This window comes from Deinococcus misasensis DSM 22328 (assembly GCF_000745915.1).
Lineage (GTDB): Bacteria > Deinococcota > Deinococci > Deinococcales > Deinococcaceae > Deinococcus_C > Deinococcus_C misasensis.
On sequence record NZ_JQKG01000014.1, the window covers coordinates 57,318 to 78,907 of the forward strand.

Genomic DNA, 21,590 nt, shown 5'->3' on the forward strand with positions numbered 1-21,590 from the left:
CAACAATCCTCTGTGAGGCGTTTTAAGGCAAAAGAAAACCCCCTCGGGCATCAAAACACCAGAGAGGGTAGAAGAAGCGGAATTCAGGCCAAATCAGAACACAGCAGACTACGCCAAGAGGTTATTCTCAAGCGGAATAATCACCAGAGTTCATCAACAACCCGCAAACGGAAGTTCGTTTTGTGGTTCACCTCCAGCATCTGGCAGGGCTGAAGGCGGTGCATGATCCGCGCACCGTACACGTCCGTCAACTCTGGGACCGTGCAATTCGTGGTGATGATCGTCGGGCGGTTGTTGTTCATCCGCTCCTCCAGAGCCAAATACAGCAGGCGACGCTCCACTTTCAGTTTGTCGCTCTCACCAGCCCCAAGGTCCTCCAGCAGGAGCAGGTCCGCTGATGCCATCATGGCCACCGCTTGAGCCTCAGACAGCTCTGCAGACTCGTAATCACGCACCATGCACGCCACACGCCCCAAGTTCACCAGATGGACCGAGTACCCCGCACGGAGGGCAGCTTTGCCGATCAGCACCGACATCTGGGTTTTCCCCAGACCCGGCTTGCCCCACAGGATCAAAGACCGACCCTCCCGGACAATCCGGTCAATGTTCCCGCAGGCCTTCCGGATCCGCTGGAAGATGGGCTCTGAGAGGTCCAGATCATCCCATTCCACATTCAGGTAGCGTTCCCCCACGCCAGCAGTCCTGAGTTTCCGCACGAAGTCCTGCTGGGACCGCTGGAATTCACACATCGGGCATTTCGCACTGGCCGTTACGCCATCGGCCTTCTGCACGTCCACAAAACCCCCCATGCAAATGCGGTCGTGGTCCTTCTGGGAGATGGACAGGGGAGAAGCCCGCCACGCCTGAAAGCGCTCCAGAGGCATTCCCACTTGTGCACTGGGGGCAGCGCTGGCAGAGAGGGCTTGTGTGAGTGCACCACGGAATTTACCACCTGCATGCTCTGTCATCTGTTCCCCCCAGTCAGGCTGGCACCCTCAAGGATGCTCGCCCAGTCACTCGGATTCTGTTGGTTTGCTGCTGGACTTTGGCTCTGGGCACTCTGGCGACCACGGGGACTGCCCTCAGCGCGCCACCGCTCAATGATCCGCCCGACCAACCCAAACGCCATGGTTGTTTTCCAGAATTTGTCCCGTGCAGCCCACTGCAATGCAGCCTCCACGTCATCAGCGGTGAGCCCTTCACGGCACAGCAGGTTCACGGTGGGCTTCAATTTGCTGGCCAGATCCACCGTTTTGCCTTGGAACGCGAAAAGGAGGGTGTCGTAAATCGGCTTGTACTGGGGGTGAGGGGGCTCTTTGGGCTTTGAAGGCTTCGAAGGTTTGCCAGAGCCCTTTTTGGACCGGGGTTTTTTGGCCGGCCCCGCGCCCGGAAAATTTTCCTTTTGGGTGTCGGCTGAATGAGAATCACCCGCAGACCCATCAGTTTCTGAAAGAGGGGGATCACTTGGGCTTGAAAAACCTGCGGTAGCAGGTTCAGCATTCTCCCGTGGGAGAATATCCTCTGGGGTTTCAGCGGGAGTCTCTGGCAGGCTTTCCTCACCTGCCGTTTCAGGTTGAGGGGACTCTCCCATCCCTGCATCAGCAGGGATAGAAATCTTTTCTTCACTTGTGGAATCTTGACTTGTGTATTCTTTGGGTGCCAATGCACTACCCTGGTGCCTATGCACTACCCTAGTGCCTTGCACCACCCCCCCCAGTGCCAATGCACTACCCCCGCCGAGTTGCCGGTCACGGTCCAGAGTTTCCTTCCGGCGTTGCTCGGCCACCCGTCTGGCCTCAAACCAGTCCTCGCGGTCCAGCAGGTGGTAATGGTTGGTGGCATTCCCGCCGTCCTGATCCTTCTGGGTTTCCACGCGAACCAACCCCAGCAACTCCAGCTCCTTGATGGCCTCAATGGCCCGCCTGCGGAGTGTGGCACTGCTGGCAGTGGGATAGGAGGCCCGCAGTGCTTCCCCGAGGTCCTTGTAGCCACTGTGGGCATACCCTTTGCTCTGGGCGCGTCTGGAGAGCCGCACGTAAACCCGGAGGGCATTCCCGGTCACAGGAAGGTCATCGACCTGCCAGTCCACGTAAATGGGCAGTTTGCGCTTGTCGTGCACCACGTCAGCCATGGTAGGCCTCACTCTGGTTTACTGGGCCACAAAAAACGTTTATACTGTTCCTGAGCATTTTTTGCCTTTCTGCCCCTCAGAGACCTTGACCTCTCTGAGGGGCTTTGCTTGGATCCCCAAGCGGAATATTATTCACTGTGAGAATAACACATGTGGGCTGGTTTTGTGTCCCCGAACATCTGACGGTACCTGAATTCGATCAGGCGGTCCCGCTCACTGAACATGCTGTGGTGCAGTTCCTGAAAGATGTTCAGTTCAGTCCTGCTGGCCGTCTGGTTCTGGACACACTCATACAAATCCCGGTAGAGGGAATGGATGTCCAGAGCAGTGAAAACCAACCTTCTGCGCTTATTTTGCATGGCGGTCCTCGATGCTTTTGCGCCATCTCCGCAAAATTTGAACATCGGCATAGGAAACGAAACGGTACCCGGATTTCAGGATGCCAATCTGGTGCACCGAGCAGTACTTCATGGTGGACTCTGCGGGCCACCCTCTGGATTTGATGACCTCAGACAGCAAGCGGTAGCCCTTTTGGGGCGGGATGCGCTTCAACTCCCGGCCACGCTGCAAATTCTGGATGTATGCCGTGGACTTCCGGGAGGTGCGTGCAATCAGTTCAGCCACCAGTTCAACAACGGAGGGGTGAAAGTAATGCTTGGTGCCCGTCTGGGTGTGCCATCCGGGGTACTGGGACGTGATGACACTCAGGGCGGAGTCTACGGCTGGCCACTTGCGTCGCACTTTGTTCCGCACTTCATACCGGGACAGCCACCCTTGGCTTTTGAGGTGCCTGATGTGCTCAGGCAGGCACCCGGGCGACACTGGAATTTTGGGCCGGCTCACTTTGAGGGTTGAGACTGGGCTGGATTGAGGGGTGGTGCGTTCAGGTTTTGCTTTGCGTTCAGCACGCCGGGCCTGCACAAGTGACTTCACGGTGAATTCTGTTCCTCCTGAGAAACTGGGCTTCTTCGGCAGGGCACTGAGCCTCTCCTGCAACTCCTCCGGGCTCAACTGGATTTCGACGTAATGGGGCCTCTGGCCTTCAGACTGCATGGGGTGCCTCCTCAAAAAAAGACGGTGATGTCGTGCTCAAGCAGTTCCGATCTGGTTTCAGTGACGGTGCTGCACATGGCATCCACCAGAGCCAGTAATTCCTCAACGAGTTCATCGAGGGCTTGAATTTTGTCTTCTGGCGTGGGGTGCTGCTGGTGACGTTTGGCCTGCATGTACTGCAAGCGACACTCGACTTCCACAACGGAAAAATGGAGTGCCATCAAAGTGCTTCCTTTTTCATTCGCCTGAGATGCCAGAAGATTTTTGCTTCACTGCACCCCAGAGTTTTGGCGATGTCTTTGCAGGTCATGCCTTTGCTGCGCATGGCCGAAATGCTTTGGCGTAGGGATGCAACCTCCTCAGGTGGAGTTTTCTTGGTGCGGTTCTTGAAGAGGGTTTGTCCTTCTGGGCTGACGTACCATCCTCCAGTTTGGGTGGGGGTGGTGCACCACTTCAGGTGGTGCTTGTGCTCTGGGTGCTGCCTGTGAAACCAACCCCAGACCACCTGAGTATTCCCGAGGCGTTTGATGGGCACATAGCCCTCAGGAACGGTGTACAAGTTGGTCAACAGCTCACACTCATCTTCATTGAAGAACAGTTGCAACCCGAGGAGCTTCCCCATGCCTCTGCGGGTCGCAGTGGCCCAGAGGGCTGCACGGGTGATTCCCAACATGGTGGCCAGTTCACTGCATCGGATGAACCCGCGGGCATCAATGTACTCCTGTCGGGTGTTGTAAACGAGCTTTCTGGGGAACCCACGCTGGATGAGCTGCTTCCCATCTCGGCCAGCATTCAGCATGAGTTTGATGGAACGGGTGGGGTGTTCTGTCATATCTCAACTCCTGTGATTTCTGGGAGGGACTTTCGGGACTGGTGCATGGTGTACCCGGTTTTCCTCTCCAGTTCGACGTAACGCTGGTACAACTCAGGGTTCCTGATGGCCCCGTTCCGCAAGTCGTTTGCGCTGGCGAGGATGCAGAACACGCAGGACAGGCGTTCATTCCCAGAGGCGTAAGCGGGGTGGAGTTCCTGCCCCGCCTCCCGAATGATCCTCAGGACGTCCGTTTTCAGGAGGTCGTGGATGGGCAGCCAGTCGAACCACTCCCGGCTTGCGACGCTCTGCCCTTCATTGCGACGCCACGCGATGGCCTTAGCACGTCTGGGGGATTCCTCGGCACGGATGCCCATGCAGTTGATGACCACCTGAAAGCCATGCTCTCTGGCGTACCTGCGCACCTCCCGCTCAATGGGTCCACGCTTCAGGTCGCTCGTGCACTGCCTGTGGGATGCACTGGGCCAACTGGGGACCTCTGGACGGGCCTCAAACCTGCCTTCAACCATCCCGAGGAGGCTTTTCCCGGCCTTGGCGACCACGAAAGGCAACCCCGCAGCTTCCGCCTGCTGTTGTGCATGCTCCAGAGCGTCCGGCCACTCCACATCCCCGAGGGAGGCGTGCACCACCAGCAGCTGCTCTCTGGGCACCCATTCCAGCAATTTGATCAGCATGGCCTGACTGTCCTTGCCTCCGCTGTGGTTCGCCACAACCAGCGCATCCTTGGCAACCCAACTGAGGGCCACGCTGGTGCTGGTCTCCTGATCCTCGAAAAGTCCCGTTTGCTTCATGCTTTCTCCTGATCGAACTTGCGGAGGACATTCCGGGCGTAGGAGGTCTCCAGGTCTTCATCGCTGAGTTTCCGCAGTCCTGCGGTGAGGGCGTCCACTGAGGTGGTGAAATTCCAGAACAGGTCGCGGTTGCCCATGGATTGAACGATCTGCTGGATGTACGTCTCCCGCTGGGAGGCAGGCATTTTTGTTTCGGTGAGGAGCTTCCAGTGCATCCCTCTGGCCCGCGACCACCCACTGGTTTGCTCGAAGTAACGGAAGCCCGCGTGCTTCGCGCAGATGGCGCACTCTGCGTCACTTGGCCCCTTATGGGGTTGGGTTTCCGGGGCCAGACGCCCCAGCAGGAGCAACCTGACCCCCTCCTTGATGGATGCCCGCAGGACCAAACCACGCTGAACGGTCTTCTCCTGCGGTCCCTCGGTGGCCTTCTCAAACAGCTCTTTGATGATCTGATCGAGCATGGTTATTCTCCGTGAGAATATTTTCTGGCATGGAAGCAGCAATGACCTGCATGTAATCAGGTGGGATCACATTCAGCACAGCGAACTCCCGGTGCAGGACTTGAGCGGCAGCATTGTAGGCAATTGCAGCCAGAATGGGGTGCGCGAACGTGCCCAGCCAGATTTGCTTGTCCCCCTGATGGATGTACGCTTGGTATGCACCCTTGCGGAAGCACACCCCCTTGAAGCCGCTTTTGTTGTTGCGGAAAATGCGTCTGCTGCGGTTGTTTTCGGCTTTCGTGGCTGGCCTGAGGTTGGCTTTCCTGTTGTCCAGTCGGTTCCCGTTGATGTGGTCGATGTAGTGTTTGCCTTCGGAGTTGGTGATCAGGACGTGCATCCTCACTTTGCGCCGGAGGGTTCCGGTGTTGATGTTGGTGAGGGCGTACCCGTCAGTGTTGAGGTACCAGCGGTGCTTTTTGAGGGTTTCGTAGTCTTCTGGGTCCACGAGGGCCACAGTGCCGTTTGAGAGTTTGCCGTGGAGTTTGATTTCTTTGTGCATCCCTTGCCTCCTTTCTGTTCTGGTGCGGGTTTTTGCCCGCAATCAATCCGATATACATATAGAATATTCTTCTATAGAATAATAGTCAATAGTTGGAATACAGAAAATGCTGTTTGGGTAGGCATTCCGAGAGGCGAGTTTTGTAGGCGCTTCATGCCAAAAGAAACCCCTCTGGTCTTCGCAGAGGGGGATAAATTTGTTTGACTCAATCAAAGATTTTGGTTGTGACCGGTTCGCGCTGATAAGGTTGCCCCATTGGGCGGTAAGGCAAGCCCTTGGCCAACCAGAAATCAACTCGGGCAGTAAGGTGCTTCAGAAGTTCCTCTGAGTCGGAGGCATCCTCGATGGCTTCACGGGTGATGGGGAACTGGATGCCTTGTTGGTGAGGGGCATTTAGAACAGTCAAAACCAGATTGTCTGGATCTTTTTCGAAGCTTGGATTGACTAGAACGCCTTGGTGGTTTTTGCTGATGTGCTCGAACAGTTTTTCTGTGAGCTCGACTCTGGTGGATTCTTCATAACGCATACTTGATCTTAGCAGTTATGTAAAAAACATAGTGTTCTCATTGTTACTAAGGTTGCTTGATAAGACCTTAATCGATCAACATGGACACTTTACGCTCTGCCTGTTATCAGGGGTTCAAGAAATCATCCAGAAACTGCTGTTCCAAATCCCGTCTGGCCTTATCGCCTTTCAGGGTCAGTTTGCACTCCAGTTCTTCTTGCCTGCCATTCCAGAGGTTTTCGTAATTGATGCGGTGGTACTCAGCAAGAAATTTCCATCTCAGGAGTTCAATGCTGTCCAGTTCATGGGGCCAATCCCATCCGCGTTTTCTGGTCTCAGTGCGGATTTCCTCGATGCCTTGGTACTCTTCGGGTTCCTCTCCGATGGAGAACCAGAGTTCTGTGATGCCCAAAGGGGTGATCCACCAGCGGGCAAACACAGGGACAGGGAAGCAGGTGACTTCGAAGAGTTGGATTTCTTCGCTGATGATGTTGATCGGTTTCAGCATGTGGTCTCTTTGCTGAGTTTGGTTTCAAGTTCTTCAATCCTGTTCAACAGTTGTTGAATGATGCTTGGGGCTTCAACAATCAAAGTTGCGAGGTCTAAATCTGCTTGGGATTCCCAGTGGGAATCGCAGCATTCCTCCCAGAAGTATTGCAGGGCTGTCAATTCTCCTTGTAAAGGTGACCCATCCCATTCTGCAAGCTCTCTGGTGCTTGGTTGGGGGTTTTCGGCGATGTGCCAGAGTTTGATTTGTGTGCCTGCCTCGGTGATGATCATGGTGCCGTAATGTTTTCTGCCAAGCTCTTCAATTTCCATTGGGTAGATGTTGTGGGAGTTGATTGCAGTGAGCAGGGCTTTGATTTCTTCTGTGGTTTTCATGCTGTCTCCTTGCAGGCTTGGACGTAAGCGTGGGCCAGAGCCTCACAGGAGGATGATTCAATTGCTTCTCCTAAAGCTTTGTATTGGTGAGCCGGTGTTAGAGTGCCAGCTTCACGGTAGGGGTAGATGGTCGCAAAGTGCCCTTCAGGTTTCACAATCAAAAACAGCTTCCACCCTCTGGCCTGAATACGATCCAGCAAGGCAACTAGAAACATGGCTTCCCTACGTTTGATGTCCCCTGCAAAGAACTCATAAGGCTTCCCCTCGGCGAACTCTAGAGGCAAAGCAAAGCCATTCATTGGCATTAAAGAAATGCAGGGTTCTCCATGCAATTGTTGCTCCACAAGAAATTCAGGGTCCACGGTTGCCAGTTCACGCAACAACTCAAGATTCATGCTGTGCCTCCGTGTTTTCAGCGATGCGCTGCTCAACCTTCTCAATGACTTTTCCGAGAACTTCCATGAAGCGCTTTGCCCCTTCCACTGTCAGAGTGCAAGACTTGGCTTTACTGTCAATTCGGGCGGAATCCATGATCATGAAGCAGATCCCCTCAATGAACACATCATCCATCACTCGGATTTGACGATCTGGGGCGCTCTTAGGTGGGTTGGTGTCATGGTTCCACCATCGTTCCTCACTCATCTTTCCACCCCCATGGCTTGCAGGAAGGCCAGAACCCGTACTCTGGCAGGAATTGACATCAACATGAACTGATCCAGCATCCCATCCGTCTCACCACTCTGCCAGTAAACACGCTGTGCATGCTGGTAGTAACGCTGCTGGACGCTTGCAGGTTGGCTCCTGAGGACTGGCACAAGGTATTGCTGAATGAGGTCCAGGTCAGCACAAAAATTCGGGAATTCGTAACCTATTCCTTCTCCGGTTGACCACCATCCATCAGCACGCCCAGCAACCTGAAGATAATCGGCAAAGAGTTGCCACTTCCACCCGAGTGCTTTACAGCACAGGGCATTCAATTCTTGGTCGGTCAAGTCGTTCAAACTCATGCCTGCTCCTTTTGGTGAGGGGATATATTTCAATCCCCCTTCATTTGCTGGACGATATTGTTATTTACCGTAGAAGCTGTTTGTAATATCGGCTTACTGCTCCATAGCCAGCAGATTCATGAGCCTCACATGCCACCAAGCGCACTTTTCTGGCAGCGTCTTCTGTCAATCTTCCAAGTGGACTAATAGGAACATCTCGAACATAGACAGGGCGTTGCAGTTCTTTTACGGCCCGCGCAACAGCCTTAACATGGTCTTTTAAAAATTCTTGACCCTTCCCATCCTGACGGGCACCAATGTATTCCAACCAAGTGGCATTTGACACATAAGCACTGAAATCCCACCATACTTCTCTTCCTGCTCTTACTCCTACACGGATAAAAACATCCTCTCTCGGGGTGTTCAGCAGGTATGCACAGATTTCTTTGTGGTCATCTGAACCACACTTTGTGTATCCAAAGCGACGAATCAGATAGGCTAGAAGGTTCCCGTATTCGACTCCTTGCATGTATTTGTGTGCCGCATCCTCAACTTTCAGTTCGTGTGATAGTGGCTCCAGTCTCATCCCATCAGGGATTTCTGCTTGCATCATTTGAAATCTCATGTTCCCTCCTTTGCGGTAAGAAATTACCGTCTATTCCACTCCAAGGCTTCAAGAGCATCTTTCAGACAACGTCTAGCGCTCTCATCAACATGGCATTTACGTAAAACGTGGGCAATACTTCCATGGGCGGTTTGAGCCACCATCGAAAGTCGTGACATCCCCTGAAGCCGAGCCAGCCTATCTACCAACTCGATTACAATTTGTCCACGCTCAGCTTGGCTCTCCAATGTGGGTTGACTTCCAATTTTTTCAGACAGCTCAATTAATTTTTCAAGTAGCTCGATATCGCTTAATTTCCTATTTGGGTTAAAGACAACTTTTTCTGGTTGAGGGGTGGTACTCCAAAGGCTTTTTTGTTGCTGATTTTCCGGGATATCCATTTTCTTTCCTTTCTACGATAAGAGACCTTATCGTTTGACTTGCATTTGGCCGACTTGATTCGCTTTAACGTCTTTTTCTTGCGTTTGGATGCCGGGGCTTTTTGAATTTGGGTTTCGGTGCTGGAGGGTTTGCTGGGGTGCTGGGGGTGGTTTTGAATTTGCTTGCCATGCCGTGCCTGTTGGCAAGCTGCTGGACCAGTTCATCGGATACGCCAAGGGGATACCCGAGGGATGCAGCACCACCATCCAGAGCACCTTTGAGTTGTGCATAGTCCTGCTCACTCAGGGCAGTGGACAGGTGTGGTTTGGGTTCTCTGTGTTGCGGTGGCATGGGGATGTTCACACCTGCCAGACCAAGAGCAATGCCCATCGGGAGCCCTTTGGGGGGCTCTGATTCAGGGAAAGTAGATTTCGTACTCTTGCAGGCCTCACGCAGGTCATCGGCAAGTTTCAAAAGTTCTTCCAGGGTCGGGGTGTTCACAGGCGGTCACTTGCTTTTTTGATTTGGTCCAACACGTAAGGCAGGTACTCATCAGGGCAGTCCCAGAGGCCCAACTGCCCTTTGCATTGGTGAGGTTGGTCAAACAGGATGGGATTACTGATTTTCCAATGGCACTGGCCGGGCACTGCCCATGGGCTGTCACTGCTCTGCACACCCTCAAGCCACACCATGCCGACAATGCCGGGCATGCAGATTTCGCTGTAGGAGTCAGGGATTTTGAGAGCCAGCGCTTCCTGCTCTGCCGTGGGGAGTTTTGGCAAAATGCGATTGAGAATCCATGCCCAGTCTTGCTGCAATTGCCGGTTGGGCTTGCCTCTGCTGTTGATGGGAGGCTTACCGCCATGGATCAGGAGCCAGTGCCCCCCTTTGGTGCTGGGTGCCCACGTGCGGTTCTCCACGTCTTTCCCGGCGTGGAAAATGGCCCACACCCATGGGTGCTGAAGGGTCAGAACTTTGATCATTGTGTCTCCTTGTGTCTGAGGATGAGTGTCAGGTACAGCCACAGGTCGTGCTCCTCTTTGGGGGTCAAGTCTGCATGCAGCAGAGCAGCCCCATGCAGTGTTTTGAAGCCCCTCTGCCTCAGCTTGTCGGGGTTCAAACTGGCATCAAAGGAGATGTATCCTGCCTGCTGCATCAGGGCTTCAAAGGGCACAGCGTAAACTTCGGCCAGTGCCCAGAGCTTGTCAGGCGAGGGCTTCAAAATCTTCCCTGTTTCCACTTGGGAGAGGTAGGCATTACTGATCCCAGTCATGGCTTCCACTTCTTTCAGGGTGTAGCGCTTGGTTTCCCGAATGGCCCTCAACTCAGCACCAACAGGTAAAGCATTCACCAGAGACCTCCTTGCACAGGGACAGGCTTGCCGGGTTGGTCACCTGCATACCCCAACTCGCCATCGGACAGCAGGGCCAAAGGCTTGCGGGCCTTCCCGAGGAAGCGGCTGTAACTCCCAACGAACACCAGAGCTTTCTTTGCCCGCGTGAGGGCCACGAATTCAATGCACCGCTCTGCAGCAGCAGCTACAGCCGTCTTCGTGGTGAGGGGCAGCTTCTCGGGGGCCACAATGAACACCCGGTCCGCCTCCAAGCCTTTTGCCTTGTGGATGGTGGACAAAATCACACCCTCGCGGTCCTCAGAAAACAGACTCCCAATCCGCTGAGACAGCTGCTCCAGACTGAACGGCTGGGCCTGCTCGTTGATGACCTCCAAAGCATGGATTTTGTCAGCCAGTTCAGCAATCAAAGCATCCTGATCCTCAAGGGAGATGCTTTTACGGCGAATCAATTCCTTCTGGGATTGCAGGTAGGCATCCAGAGCCAACTCGAAGCCCTCAGGGGTCCAGTAAGGTGCCCGGGCTTTCTTCCAGACGGTCTCCGCGAGAGTCATCAAACCAGACGCAATGTCCCGGCCACGCACCCGAGCAGGCACCCCATGCCGAATCAAATCGAAAACCTTCTCGATCAAAGGGGCATTCATCCGGCACAAAATCAAATCCCCATCCCGCACGTACTGGTGCAAAGGCACCCCTGAAGGCAACTCACCCAGAATGCCCTCGCTGGCCATGGGAGCCGGCTCAATACTCCGGTCCAATTCCTTCGCCAGCGCAATGTGTGAAGTCGGGCACCTGTAGCAGATTGACAGGGGCATCTCCACGGCATTGAAGGCGTCCTTGATGACATCCATGCTGCGGTGATCCGCACCAGCAAAGCCGTAAATCGCCTGACTGCGGTCCCCCACGAACAGTGCCCGGCCCTCTGGTGCAATCGCGTGAGACACCACTTCCATCTGAGCGGCATTCAAGTCCTGCGTTTCATCCACGAAAACCCAAGCGTACTTCCGCTTCGGGCTCAACCGCCACTTCGCAGGCAGGTAAACCATGTCATCAAAACTGTAAACCCCTTGCTCTGTGACGTACCTTTCCCCGTACCGCATGGCAGCCACCGCCAGTTCACGCAAGAGGTTGTCCTGATCGGCAGGGAATTCCACCTGGTATGCCCGTGTGAGCTGGTAGAAATCGCGGGTGGACTCCAGAGGGTTCATGGTGAGCATCGCATAACGCACGATCTCCAGAAGAGGGTCCTTCAGGGGACTAACGTCCAGATCCTTGTACCTCTGGGCAACTTTCAGCAGGAGGCTTTTCACGATGTCCCGGTACTTCCCCTTGTTCGGTTGCGCCTCCAACTTCATGCCTGTGGCCTTCAGTGCCTCCAGACCGATGCTGTGGATGGTCCGGGCTTCCATGGAGCGCCCCAAACGGCCCTTGAGCTCCTTGCAGATGTGGTTGTTGAAGGCCAGAAACAACCCCTCGCCTTGCGGAATCAAGTGGGCTGCGTGGGTGAGGGTGCTGGTCTTGCCGGATCCAGCGGTCGCGGAAACAATCGCGTTCCCACTGCCATTTTTGATCCAGTCAAAAATCCGTTGTTGGTAGGCGTTGGGTTTGAACATCAGCGGTTCCAATCCCAGCTGGAATCATCCAGCACATCGCCCTGAGTGTCAGTGATGGTCCACCTGCCAGTGGTGAGGTTCTCCAGCAGGATTTCCTTGCCGTCTTCGCTGACGCTGGTGCGCACAACACCAACATGCAAAATGGGCTCCTCTTTCTGAAAAATCCAAGGTTTCTTCATGACATCCTCCAAAGAAAGGGGAGGGGTTGCCCTCCCCGGTTTTCACAACGGCAAATCAGACCCGAGCCAAGCATCAAACTCCTGCTGGACTCCAGAGAGGTCCTTCATCTTGGCGAGCTTCTCCAGCAGGGCTTTCTGTTCCTCCTCAGAGAGGTCCTTGCCTGACTTGATGTCGAAATTCCGGCCCAGCATGAAGCACATGAAGGCCAAACGACGGTCCCGGCTTGCATCGTCCTCCTGATGGGGGAAACCAAGGCGGGTCAGGTGGCCACGGATGGCCCCGAGGAGTTTGGTGTTTGAGGCGGGCTTCTCAGTGGCTGGTGTCGGGGCACCCTCCGCGGTTTTTGCCATTTTCTGGGCAGCTTCAAACACCTCCACACTCTCAGATTTGGTGAGCTCCTCAAGGCTTTGCACAGGCCGATTGAGCACATCAGATGCCAGAGCAGGAGGGTTCCCGAAACCCAACGCGCAAAGTTTGTCCCACAGGCGTTTTGCTGCATCCCTGCTGATGGTGGGCTCAGATTTCTGCTGTTCGAAAACAACCTGCATGCCTCCCTCTGCATCCACCACCACATCTGCACCCATTTCCTCGGGAGTGTAAAGGCCGTCGATCACGTCCGGGAAAACGATTCTGGCGCAGGCAGCAACAGCACGCCACTTGTACATCACCAGAGGTTGACGTTTGTAGTTGTCCTTGTTCAGCAGGCCCATGCTCTGGGCTTCCTTCTGCCCGAACCGCTCGGTGTGGGCAGTGCGGTCCTTGCGAATCATGGTGCAAGACGCGAAATCCTGACCGATTTCAAACTTGATGTCTTCGGCTTTCCCTGAGCGGTTGATCAAAGAGAGCATCGTTTGAGGGCTGACCGTGGGTTTCCCCTGAATCACGTTGATGCCATTCAGGGCCTGAAGGGGCTGCAAGCCCAGTTCTTGACCTTTGACCATGATCACAATGGCCTGCTCGACAGTCTGGATGGAAGGGGGCAGCATCCGGCTGCGAATGAAAACCTCAGCCATCTGGCACATGGTCTGGAAGCGGTCGGAGGAAAAAGCATCAAAAGTACTGCTGGACATCAGCGCCACCTGTCAATCAGTTCCCGTTGGATTTCGGGCGAGAGTTTCTTGAAGCGTCTTGCGGTCATGGGTTTTCTGGCATCCCAAGCCTGCTTGATGCTGATCACGAAGCACACGCATCCGAACAGGAACAGACCCAGAAGGAACAGGGTGGTGGCGGTCACTGCTGCACCTGCTTGTGCGTGGCGAAAATACTGGCCATGGTCAGGACCACCAGAACGCCCAGCCAGAAGTTCACGGCCAGCCATTGCAGGTAAGGCAGGTGAGCCACCCAGTCACGGACAGAAGGCATGCAGTACGCCAACCAGTGAAGGGCAAACAAGACCAAGAGCAGAACGCTGGGTTTCATGAACGGACCTCCTTATTATTTTCTGTGAGAATAATTTGCGGTGTGGGAAGCACAGAAAGGGTGAGTGTTTTGGCCTTCACTTCTCTGGACATGCAGACTACGGGGCGTCCAACGTGGGCACGGACCAGCACGTAAAGCGCCATCTGCTCATCGCTCAGGCAGGATTCTTGCTTGATGTCCTCCAGTGTTTCGAGGAGTACCTGCACAGCTTGAGGGCTTAACGTCATGTTCACTTGGACCTCCCGACTTTCTGCTGCATCTGGAACTTCCTGAGTTCCTCAACGGTGATTTCACGGCCTTCGAGGGCACTGAAGCGCACCCACTCTGCGAGATCCTCACGGCAAAAACGCCAACTGTTCGCCACTTTGATGCCCGGAATCAGACGTTCACCTGCGAGCCTGTACACTTCCTTCTGGCCTACCCCGAGGAATTCAGCGGCTTCCCGGATGCCCAGAGGGGCAGAGGGGAGGGAGAGGCGGGCTTCAATCAGGGGCAGCAACTCGGCGATTCTTGCGAGTTCTGGGCTGTGCAGTTCCATTTGTGGCAGGCTGATCGGCATTCTGTCCTCCTTTCAAGTCCTCATCAGTGCAGATTTCGAACAGCACGTCCTGCACGGGGCGATTAAGCTTCTTGGCGATGGTGCGGGCGATGTTGACCATGATGCCCACGGACTGCTGGGCCTCGGAACGCTTCTCAATCACGTAAACCACGTTGGTGGCGAGGCCGGCTTGCTTGCTGAGCTCGTAGGCGGACATTCCGCTGGCTTTTCGGAGGGTTTTGAGTTTCTGCATTCAGTCTCCTTATTCCGGGTGAGAATATTTCTGTTGATGCTCTGACTGGGATGGGTGGGTTTGGTTGGGTCCCTGAATTAGGGTGATCCCTTAGGGAACTGACTCCATAATATTATGTCACAGAATAATAGTCAATAATATTATATGCTCATGCCATGATTGAATTGACACTGTGCAGGACAACAGAACGCAACATGGGAGAAACAAACATGAAACTGACTTTCGGAGAACAGCTCACCGAGTGGAGACACAAAGCTGGAAAAGAAAAAAAGCTCACCCACATGGAAGTCTCAGCCAGAACAGGCATCTCGCAAGGCAGCATGAGCAAACTTGAAAACAACTACGCAGCCCCAGCAGGCCTCCGCGCAGACCAGATCACCAAACTCCTCCGCCTCTACAAAATCACCCTCCAGGAATTCTTCGACGCCATGAACGATTCTCAGCAAGCAGAATTCCTCCCCAGAGCCAAAGAAGTCGCAGAAGCCCTCGCAGATGACCCCCTCGGGCAATTCGAGATCACCATCCAGACCGGCAGCACCAGCAACGAATACACCCCACTGCCCGTCTACCCCCTCAAAGCCGCCGAGAACCCAGCAGGCTTCCAGAACCTCAGCTTCAGCGTCGCCATCAAACCCAACCAACTCAAAGACGGCATCCTCGCCCTCCAGATGGCCGGGAATGAAATGCACAGCATGCGCCCCAACGCCATCCGCGACGGTGACATCTTCCTCGTGAACACCCTCGCCACCACCCCAGAAGAAAACCAGATTTACGTCATCGCCCACCAGAACGAAATCCACGTCCGCAGGTACCGCGCTGGCTTCATGATGCCCGACAACCCCGAGCACACCCCCCTCCCACTGGGAGAGGCCCGCATCATCGGCCATGCCTACCTGCTCTACCCCAACAAACCCCTCTGAAAGGAGGACCCATGCCCAAGAAAACCGAACGCCGGGGCATCGGAAGCATCTACTACAGCGAAACCCACACCGCTTGGGTCGCAGAACTCAACCTCGGCAAAGACGGCCTCACCGGGAAACGCAAAACCATCAAGCGTTACTTCAAAGGCCCCGAAACCGACAAGAAAATCAAACGCGAAGCCGAAAAGAAACTCGCTGAACTCATCGCCGACCATGGCCGTGGCGTGCTCTCAGACCCCACAAAACTCACCGTCAACGAATGGATGGATGACCACCTCAAACGCAGGAACAGCCAAGACATCGTCAACGTCACCCGCAGGGCAAACCATTACTCCGTCGAGTACATCAAAAAGCACATCGGCACCCTCCAGATGCAGCAGGTGCAACCCTACCACCTCCAGCAGGTCCTCGATGCAGCCACACGGGATTACTCCCACAGCAGCAGAATGAAGATCCTCACCGCCATGCGGAAAGGCTTTCAGGAGGCCCATGCACTCGGGGTGATCGCCAAAAACCCCATGCTGCAAATCCAAGCGCCCAGAGCCCCACGCCACGCCAAGAAAAAAGGCATCGCGTGGACACAAAAAGAAGTGGACTTGATCCTTGCAGCAGCCACCGCCCAGAGGATGTTCCCCCTCTGGTGCCTCGCTTTTTCCACAGGGGCACGCATCGGGGAACTGCAAGCCCTGAAACTCCAAGACCTCGATTTGCACACCATGCGCGTGCAGATCCTCAGGACCGTCAGTGGCCACGGCACCACCTTCAACCTGCCCCCAGAGATCACCGAAGGGAAATCCAGCGCAGCCCAGAGGATCGTGCCCCTCCCAGAGAACCTGAAGCCAATCCTCGTGCAGTGGCTGGAACGCAGGGCTGCAGACAAACGCGAAGCTGGCCAACTCTGGCAGGAACACGAGTGGCTTTTCCCCACCACCCTCGGGACCCTCACCCACTACCAGACCCTCTACCGCAATTTCAGGAAGGTCGTGCAGGTCACCAAGGTCACACCCGGCACCATCCACGACATCCGGCGCACCTACATCACCCTCAGCATCCGCGCAGGCGTCATGCCTGAAGTGGTCGCCAAGCTCGTCGGGCACTCCAGCATCAAAATCACCCTGGAGGAATACCGCAAGATCCAGAGCGATGAGGTGGACGAAGCGGCAGTGAAAGTGGCCGGAATCATTCGAAGCGTGGACGAAAAAGGCGACTTGTCACTGCAAAGTCACTACGGTGCCCAAATGAAGAAACGCCCACGCACAAAAAAAGCCATCTAGACGATATTTCTCTGGTTTGTTGAATAAATTGACATTTCTTGCTTGATGATATTAACAGGAAAATCCCGCGCTGAGTTTAGAAAGTCTCACATCTTGAGCCGTTTCATTCAGATTTCATTTCCAGATGCCCGAGCACCGGAACCAGCAGGTCCTGCATCCCTTTGTATTTTATGACTTCTGGATGCACAGATTTCAAGAGGCGAATCAATCTGGGACGCAAGGCAGGATCCTTCTGCAACCGTTCATTAAGGGAATTCATGTAGATGCGAATGGTGAACAGGGCACGGCCCTGCTCGGGCAAGGCCAGGGTGGTTTGCCGTTCCATCCGCAAAAACACCCCATTCCCGATGTCTTCATGAGGCACAGGCTTTTTGGGCAGAGATGGATGGGCATTGAGGTCCCCAGAAGTGCTGAGCCCCCAACCGAAACGCACAAACGGTCCTTTGTGAAAAAGGGCCTGCATCAGGTTCCGGCTGGACCTGAGCAGCCGTGCATTTTCTGCCACTGGCCCATGAATGAAATCAAAATTCCTCCCCAATTTTTCTGCAGGAGACCAACCGCTCGGGAAGCACACCGAAAGGGCTTCGGCAGAGTGGTGTCCTTCAGGGTGTTCACGGAGCACCACCAGATCCTCCTGAACCGTGAGGGCCAGAGCGTCCAGAAGCCACACCAGCCCGGACTGCCTTGCCAGATGGTCATGAACCTGCCTTCCCAGAGCAGAAGGATTCAGGGCCTTGATGGTCCTGTGCTCACGGTTCAGCACCAGTCCAAAGGCTCTCAGATGGACTTCTGGACCCTTTACCTCCAGCAGTTGAGGGTGTTCTCTGGCAAACGTTTCAAACACCTGCCAGAGCGCATCTTCCAGACCCTCTGGGTCTGAACTCTGAATCAGGCGGTGCTCGTGGGGGTTGGCTTGCAAAACCTGCAATTTTTCTTGGATGTAAAACTCAAAATGGTTGTCTGGCACAAAGTGAAACTGTTCCAGCTTGCCATTCACGACACTGCCCAGAGCAAACACATCGGCTTTGATTTCGAAGGTGTCTTGCACCATGAAAGGCGGCTTGGGTTCAGGCAGAAAAGAAAGGTCCATGGGTTTGCCCCATGATACCTGACCACAAAAAACCCCGAACGGTGTTCGGGGCAAGGAGAAGGTGCATGCAAGTGAAGGTTCAGGATTTTTTGTCGCAGTAGACGAACTGCTCGGGGGTCAGGCCCCAGAAACGCACAGGAGGCCAGACGTTGGTGGTGGCCACAAAAGGCCCTCTGGCCACGATGGGGCAACTGAAGTCTTCGCCGCCTTTGGTCACGGTGTAGGTGTCCACGATGTACTGGGAATCATCACCCCAGACGCATTTGATGTCTTCGTAGGAGAAGGTGCCACCCATGTTGGGAATGGCACGGCGGTAAACCACCCCGAGGTTGTCTGCATCGCACAGCTTGTCGCCATAGGGGATGGTGCAGTCGGTGTCTCCTGTGCACTGGCCCACGGCACTCACGATCAGGTGGTAACCTTCGCCCAGGTTGCTGGTGCTGGTGACGCTGCTGGCACTTGCGCTTCCGGCCAGAGCGAGTGCTGCAATCAAAATTCCGTTGAGGTTGAGGATGTGTTTCATGTTTGGTGCCTCCTGAGCCTGATTGTGCTGTTGTGCTGTGAAGGTTCAAAGGAGGATTTTTGAAGGGAGTGTGGGCGAATTTCCGTTCATTTGATCGTCCATCAAGTGTTTTCCACAAAGATGTTTTGTCAGATGTGTGCGTCATGTGTGGAGGTTCGGTGAAGCTGGCTGAACCGGACTTGAAAGGCAAAGGACCGTGATCACACAAAAAAAGCAACGTGGGCGAAAGCCCATGTTGCTTTGGGGAGGAAGAGTGACATCAAGGTACCAACAGTCTTGGAAAAGCTCAGAAACAAATCCCACACAATCAAGATTCATTCAAGGGCTTGTAGAAAACTTCAGAAAATCATGAAAATGCCCTCTGGAAATTCAATGTTCTTGGATCCCGAGGGCCTCCAGCATTTTCAGGGGGATGTCCTCGGGCTCCAGCACGTGCTGGGCCGCTCCCATGCGAATGGCGGATTGGGGCATGCCGAACACCGCTGAACTTTGCTCGCTTTGCACAATGGTGAGTCCTCCTGCATCCCGAATGGCCTTCAGGCCCGAGGCTCCATCGTCGCCCATGCCGGTCAACTGGATGCCAATGAGTTGATGGCCAAAAGCTTTCACGGCAGATTGAAACAGCACATCGGCACTCGGGCGGTGCCCCCGAACCGCATCTTTCTGACTGAGGTGCAAGAGGGTTTTGTGCTGGACTTTGTGCACCTCCAGATGGCTTCCGCTCGGCCCGAGGTACACCCCCCGGGTGGCCTCCATGCCTTCTCGGGCCAGATGGATCGGCAGGGGAGAGGTGTTTTGCAGCCAGTTTTGCAGGGAGGCTTCAAAGCCCGGTGCGATGTGCTGCACGATCAGGATCGGGATGGGAAATTCTGCTGGCAGCCTGCTGAGCAGGGTTTGCAGGACTGGAGGCCCCCCAGTGGAGGCCGCCACCACCACCAGCTGGTAGGGTGACCGGGTTGCTGTTTTGTTGTGGGAGGGTTTGACTGCGTGACGGCGCACCATTTTGATGCTTGCCACGGTTTTGAGGGTCTGCTGAAGGTTCTGAATGGCAGACGGATCGGATGCCTGGGGTTTGAGCATCAGGGTGATGGCTCCACTGCGGTGGGCGTCATGGCTGAGCACCGCCTGTTCTGCAGACATGGTGAGCAAGAGGATGGGGGTGGGAAAATCCTGCATGATGCGCTCACTGACCTGAAAACCGTCCATGCCAGGCATGTTCAGGTCGATGGCCACCACATCCGGGCGCAATTCGGGTAGCAGTTTCAGGGCTTCCGGGCCAGAGTGGGCCACCCCGACCACCTTCAGTTGCGGATCCTGCTCCAGAGTCTGGTGCAGCAGGTCCAGTTGCACTGCGGAGTCATCCACCAGCAGCACCCGCACCACCCGTCCGGTTTTCAAATCAGCCTCCCGATGGTGTCCAGCAGGTCCTCGGGAGCGTAATTGCCTTTGATGAGGTAGGCGTCTGCACCTGCCAGCATGCCTTCTTCGCGGTGCTGGGGACTGGACATCGAAGTGATCAGCACCACTGGGAGGTGCTGCAGGTGTGGGTCCTGACGGATGGCACGGGTCAGTTCAATGCCGGTCATCTCGGGCATTTCGATGTCGGAAAGCAGCAGGTCAAATTGGCCTTGTTTGAGCACCTGCAAGGCCATGCGTCCGTTTTCAGCGACCTGCACCTGAAAGCCTGCCATTTCCAGAATGCTGCGCTGGATGGTGCGCACTGCCAGAGAGTCGTCTGCGACCAGAATGTGCTGCAGGTCTTTGGGTGCAGCCACAGGGGCTTTGGCTCTGGGTCTCGCGTGGATGGACAGGTGCGAAACATTCAGCACAGGAACCAGACCGCCTGCGTGGTCCAGCACCACCCCCTGAAACGGGGTGTGGTCCGGGATGCCCCACGGCAAAGGTTTGATCACAAACTCATCTTCATTCAGGACCTGTTCGACATTCAAGCCCACCATCCGGTCCGCCAGATTGAGCACCACCGTGAAAGGGGCTGGGGCCTCTGGCAACCCGAGGGTTTCGCTGAGGTCAAAAACCGGAATGGCTGTGCCCTGCCAGTTCACGCTGCGTTGCAGGTCCACCACCATCCATTTCTCGGGTTTCAGGATGCGCTCAATGTGTCTGGAAGGCAAAGCGAAGGGTTGCCCGGCCACCTGCACCACAAAAGCGCGGGTGGTGGCAAGGGTCTGGGGCAACCGCAGATGAAAGGTGGTGCCTTGCTTGCTCTGGCTGGTCAGCCAGATTTCCCCTCCGAGCTGTTCCAGATGGGCACGCACCGCATCAAGGCCCACCCCACGCCCTGAGATTTCAGACACCTCTGGAGCGGTGCTGAATCCCGGACGGAACAGCAGTTCGAACACCTCCTCTTCGGAAAGCACCGTTCCAGCCTGAATGAGTCCTTGCTGAACGGCTTTTTGCTGCACTTTGCTGCTGGACACCCCCTGTCCATCGTCGGACAGGGAAAGGGACAGGGTGTCGCCTTTGCTCTGGAGGCTGAGTTTCAGGTGCCCGGTCTCGGGTTTGCCTGCTTTCCGCCGTTCCAGAGGGGTTTCCAGACCGTGGTCCATGGCATTGCGCAGCAGGTGGATCAGGGCTTCTTTGAGGGGATCCAGCAGGTTGCGGTCCAGTTCGGTGTCTGCTCCCTCGATCTCAAAGTGCACTTTTTTTCCCTGTGTCTGCCCGAGATCGCGCACCAGACGTTCCAGAGGGGTGAGCAGCAAAGAGGCTGGGCGGAGGCGCATTTCGAGCACCAGTTGGGTCAATTCTTCACTGATGCGGTGGAGTTCGAAGTGGTCCTGTCTCAGCAGGCGCACCCACTCGGCCTGCTGTTTCTGGAGGTCCCATTCGGTCTCAGGATGCAGGTGTTGCAGTTGCAGCAGGTGTTCTCCCAGGCGGTTTTTCAGCACCGTCAATTCTCCAGCGTGGGCGAACAGCCCTTCAAGCTGCTGCAAGGTCACCCGCACATCCTGCCCCCGCTCTGGTCGCGCCTTTTCAGGCCGTTTTTGGACCAAGGGTTGGGTTCCCAGATCAGGCCAGTTTCCTGCTTCCAGAGCAGGAATCCACCTTTGCAGGCGTTTTTCCCACTCGGGTTCAGAGGCTTGCAACAGTTGGGGCAGTGCAGCTTGCAGACCGGGCCACTCCAGCACCAGAGCGGCCCGCTGCAGGGCTTCACGCAAAAGAGGCAACTGCAGGCCCTTCAGGTGCTGCCGGAGTTCAAAAGCAAAAACCTGTTGGAGCAGCTGGGAAGTCGGTCTGGTGTTCATGG

General features: G+C 55.2%; 34 protein-coding genes. 2 read left to right on the forward strand and 32 right to left on the reverse strand.

The window, feature by feature from the left end:
• Window positions 1–140 precede the first annotated feature (140 nt).
• The 28 genes from Q371_RS10915 to Q371_RS11045 all read right to left on the reverse strand — a co-directional run bounded on the left by Q371_RS10915 (window position 141) and on the right by Q371_RS11045 (window position 14,518).
• Window positions 141–968, reverse strand: coding sequence for an ATP-binding protein (locus Q371_RS10915; protein ID WP_034340263.1), 828 nt, complete (start codon window positions 966–968; stop codon window positions 141–143).
• Window positions 965–2,131, reverse strand: a complete 1,167-nt coding sequence (locus tag Q371_RS10920; RefSeq protein ID WP_034340265.1) for a hypothetical protein — start codon at window positions 2,129–2,131, stop codon at window positions 965–967. The genes Q371_RS10915 and Q371_RS10920 overlap by 4 nt, the downstream gene beginning before the upstream one ends.
• 128 nt (window positions 2,132–2,259) lie before the next feature.
• Window positions 2,260–2,490, reverse strand: a complete 231-nt coding sequence (locus Q371_RS10925; protein ID WP_157442648.1) for a hypothetical protein — start codon at window positions 2,488–2,490, stop codon at window positions 2,260–2,262.
• Entirely contained in the window at window positions 2,480–3,184 is a 705-nt protein-coding gene (locus Q371_RS10930) for a hypothetical protein (RefSeq protein WP_034340267.1), read from the reverse strand. Before Q371_RS10930 ends, Q371_RS10925 begins: the two co-directional genes overlap by 11 nt.
• Window positions 3,185–3,195: 11 nt before the next feature.
• Window positions 3,196–3,405, reverse strand: coding sequence for a hypothetical protein (locus Q371_RS10935; RefSeq protein ID WP_034340270.1), 210 nt, complete (start codon window positions 3,403–3,405; stop codon window positions 3,196–3,198).
• Window positions 3,405–4,016: a helix-turn-helix domain-containing protein gene (locus tag Q371_RS10940; protein ID WP_034340272.1), complete on the reverse strand. Its 612-nt coding sequence runs from the start codon at window positions 4,014–4,016 to the stop codon at window positions 3,405–3,407. The genes Q371_RS10935 and Q371_RS10940 overlap by 1 nt, the downstream gene beginning before the upstream one ends.
• Window positions 4,013–4,807, reverse strand: coding sequence for a phosphoadenosine phosphosulfate reductase domain-containing protein (locus Q371_RS10945; RefSeq protein ID WP_034340274.1), 795 nt, complete (start codon window positions 4,805–4,807; stop codon window positions 4,013–4,015). The genes Q371_RS10940 and Q371_RS10945 overlap by 4 nt, the downstream gene beginning before the upstream one ends.
• On the reverse strand, window positions 4,804–5,268 hold the full coding sequence (locus tag Q371_RS10950; protein WP_034340276.1) for a hypothetical protein: 465 nt from the start codon (window positions 5,266–5,268) through the stop codon (window positions 4,804–4,806). Before Q371_RS10950 ends, Q371_RS10945 begins: the two co-directional genes overlap by 4 nt.
• Window positions 5,237–5,806, reverse strand: coding sequence for an HNH endonuclease (locus tag Q371_RS25625; protein WP_051964095.1), 570 nt, complete (start codon window positions 5,804–5,806; stop codon window positions 5,237–5,239). The genes Q371_RS10950 and Q371_RS25625 overlap by 32 nt, the downstream gene beginning before the upstream one ends.
• Window positions 5,807–6,011: 205 nt before the next feature.
• On the reverse strand, window positions 6,012–6,332 hold the full coding sequence (locus Q371_RS10960; protein WP_034340278.1) for a hypothetical protein: 321 nt from the start codon (window positions 6,330–6,332) through the stop codon (window positions 6,012–6,014).
• Between the two features lie 106 nt (window positions 6,333–6,438).
• The gene (locus Q371_RS10965; protein ID WP_034340280.1) at window positions 6,439–6,819 is read right to left on the reverse strand and encodes a hypothetical protein; all 381 of its coding nucleotides are present in this window, start codon (window positions 6,817–6,819) and stop codon (window positions 6,439–6,441) included.
• A complete protein-coding gene (locus tag Q371_RS10970) occupies window positions 6,813–7,193 on the reverse strand; it encodes a hypothetical protein (protein ID WP_034340281.1) in 381 nt (126 codons plus the stop codon). Before Q371_RS10970 ends, Q371_RS10965 begins: the two co-directional genes overlap by 7 nt.
• A complete protein-coding gene (locus Q371_RS10975) occupies window positions 7,190–7,588 on the reverse strand; it encodes a hypothetical protein (RefSeq protein ID WP_034340282.1) in 399 nt (132 codons plus the stop codon). The genes Q371_RS10970 and Q371_RS10975 overlap by 4 nt, the downstream gene beginning before the upstream one ends.
• Window positions 7,578–7,835, reverse strand: a complete 258-nt coding sequence (locus tag Q371_RS10980; protein WP_034340283.1) for a hypothetical protein — start codon at window positions 7,833–7,835, stop codon at window positions 7,578–7,580. Before Q371_RS10980 ends, Q371_RS10975 begins: the two co-directional genes overlap by 11 nt.
• A complete protein-coding gene (locus Q371_RS10985; RefSeq protein ID WP_034340285.1) occupies window positions 7,832–8,200 on the reverse strand; it encodes a hypothetical protein in 369 nt (122 codons plus the stop codon). Before Q371_RS10985 ends, Q371_RS10980 begins: the two co-directional genes overlap by 4 nt.
• Before the next feature lie 64 nt (window positions 8,201–8,264).
• Complete coding sequence (locus tag Q371_RS10990; protein ID WP_034340287.1) at window positions 8,265–8,804, reverse strand: hypothetical protein; 540 nt, start codon at window positions 8,802–8,804, stop codon at window positions 8,265–8,267.
• 23 nt (window positions 8,805–8,827) lie between these two features.
• Window positions 8,828–9,184: a hypothetical protein gene (locus Q371_RS10995; protein ID WP_034340289.1), complete on the reverse strand. Its 357-nt coding sequence runs from the start codon at window positions 9,182–9,184 to the stop codon at window positions 8,828–8,830.
• A 64-nt stretch (window positions 9,185–9,248) separates the two neighbouring features.
• Window positions 9,249–9,665, reverse strand: coding sequence for a hypothetical protein (locus Q371_RS11000; protein ID WP_034340291.1), 417 nt, complete (start codon window positions 9,663–9,665; stop codon window positions 9,249–9,251).
• Window positions 9,662–10,147 carry an ASCH domain-containing protein gene (locus Q371_RS11005; RefSeq protein WP_034340294.1) on the reverse strand — a complete coding sequence of 162 codons (486 nt, stop codon included), beginning with the start codon at window positions 10,145–10,147 and terminating at the stop codon, window positions 9,662–9,664. The genes Q371_RS11000 and Q371_RS11005 overlap by 4 nt, the downstream gene beginning before the upstream one ends.
• Window positions 10,144–10,515, reverse strand: coding sequence for a helix-turn-helix domain-containing protein (locus Q371_RS11010; RefSeq protein ID WP_051964098.1), 372 nt, complete (start codon window positions 10,513–10,515; stop codon window positions 10,144–10,146). Before Q371_RS11010 ends, Q371_RS11005 begins: the two co-directional genes overlap by 4 nt.
• Window positions 10,512–12,128: a UvrD-helicase domain-containing protein gene (locus Q371_RS11015; protein ID WP_034340300.1), complete on the reverse strand. Its 1,617-nt coding sequence runs from the start codon at window positions 12,126–12,128 to the stop codon at window positions 10,512–10,514. The genes Q371_RS11010 and Q371_RS11015 overlap by 4 nt, the downstream gene beginning before the upstream one ends.
• Window positions 12,128–12,307 (reverse strand): hypothetical protein, encoded by a 180-nt coding sequence (locus Q371_RS11020; protein WP_034340302.1) that lies wholly within the window; start codon window positions 12,305–12,307, stop codon window positions 12,128–12,130. Before Q371_RS11020 ends, Q371_RS11015 begins: the two co-directional genes overlap by 1 nt.
• 42 nt (window positions 12,308–12,349) lie before the next feature.
• Complete coding sequence (locus Q371_RS11025) at window positions 12,350–13,378, reverse strand: recombinase family protein (protein ID WP_034340304.1); 1,029 nt, start codon at window positions 13,376–13,378, stop codon at window positions 12,350–12,352.
• Window positions 13,378–13,542 carry a hypothetical protein gene (locus Q371_RS26960; RefSeq protein WP_157442649.1) on the reverse strand — a complete coding sequence of 55 codons (165 nt, stop codon included), beginning with the start codon at window positions 13,540–13,542 and terminating at the stop codon, window positions 13,378–13,380. The genes Q371_RS11025 and Q371_RS26960 overlap by 1 nt, the downstream gene beginning before the upstream one ends.
• Complete coding sequence (locus tag Q371_RS11030) at window positions 13,539–13,727, reverse strand: hypothetical protein (RefSeq protein WP_034340307.1); 189 nt, start codon at window positions 13,725–13,727, stop codon at window positions 13,539–13,541. Before Q371_RS11030 ends, Q371_RS26960 begins: the two co-directional genes overlap by 4 nt.
• Window positions 13,724–13,954 (reverse strand): hypothetical protein, encoded by a 231-nt coding sequence (locus tag Q371_RS11035; RefSeq protein WP_034340309.1) that lies wholly within the window; start codon window positions 13,952–13,954, stop codon window positions 13,724–13,726. Before Q371_RS11035 ends, Q371_RS11030 begins: the two co-directional genes overlap by 4 nt.
• A gap of 2 nt (window positions 13,955–13,956) precedes the next feature.
• Window positions 13,957–14,286 (reverse strand): helix-turn-helix domain-containing protein, encoded by a 330-nt coding sequence (locus Q371_RS11040; protein WP_211253836.1) that lies wholly within the window; start codon window positions 14,284–14,286, stop codon window positions 13,957–13,959.
• Complete coding sequence (locus Q371_RS11045; protein ID WP_034340315.1) at window positions 14,210–14,518, reverse strand: helix-turn-helix domain-containing protein; 309 nt, start codon at window positions 14,516–14,518, stop codon at window positions 14,210–14,212. Before Q371_RS11045 ends, Q371_RS11040 begins: the two co-directional genes overlap by 77 nt.
• Before the next feature lie 209 nt (window positions 14,519–14,727).
• Between Q371_RS11045 and Q371_RS11050 the strand changes: the two genes are divergently transcribed.
• Both Q371_RS11050 and Q371_RS11055 read left to right on the forward strand, forming a co-directional pair.
• Entirely contained in the window at window positions 14,728–15,438 is a 711-nt protein-coding gene (locus Q371_RS11050; RefSeq protein ID WP_157442650.1) for an XRE family transcriptional regulator, read from the forward strand.
• 11 nt (window positions 15,439–15,449) lie between these two features.
• Window positions 15,450–16,712: a tyrosine-type recombinase/integrase gene (locus Q371_RS11055; protein ID WP_034340320.1), complete on the forward strand. Its 1,263-nt coding sequence runs from the start codon at window positions 15,450–15,452 to the stop codon at window positions 16,710–16,712.
• A gap of 103 nt (window positions 16,713–16,815) precedes the next feature.
• Here Q371_RS11055 and Q371_RS11060 read toward each other — a convergent pair whose 3' ends face one another.
• The 4 genes from Q371_RS11060 to Q371_RS11075 form a co-directional block, all read right to left on the reverse strand.
• Window positions 16,816–17,802: a heme-dependent oxidative N-demethylase subunit alpha family protein gene (locus Q371_RS11060; protein ID WP_034340323.1), complete on the reverse strand. Its 987-nt coding sequence runs from the start codon at window positions 17,800–17,802 to the stop codon at window positions 16,816–16,818.
• A gap of 79 nt (window positions 17,803–17,881) precedes the next feature.
• Window positions 17,882–18,325 carry a hypothetical protein gene (locus tag Q371_RS11065; RefSeq protein ID WP_034340326.1) on the reverse strand — a complete coding sequence of 148 codons (444 nt, stop codon included), beginning with the start codon at window positions 18,323–18,325 and terminating at the stop codon, window positions 17,882–17,884.
• A 369-nt stretch (window positions 18,326–18,694) separates the two neighbouring features.
• Window positions 18,695–19,723 carry a chemotaxis protein CheB gene (locus Q371_RS11070; protein WP_051964101.1) on the reverse strand — a complete coding sequence of 343 codons (1,029 nt, stop codon included), beginning with the start codon at window positions 19,721–19,723 and terminating at the stop codon, window positions 18,695–18,697.
• Window positions 19,720–21,588 carry a hybrid sensor histidine kinase/response regulator gene (locus tag Q371_RS11075; RefSeq protein WP_034340329.1) on the reverse strand — a complete coding sequence of 623 codons (1,869 nt, stop codon included), beginning with the start codon at window positions 21,586–21,588 and terminating at the stop codon, window positions 19,720–19,722. The genes Q371_RS11070 and Q371_RS11075 overlap by 4 nt, the downstream gene beginning before the upstream one ends.
• Between the last annotated feature and the right edge of the window lie 2 nt (window positions 21,589–21,590).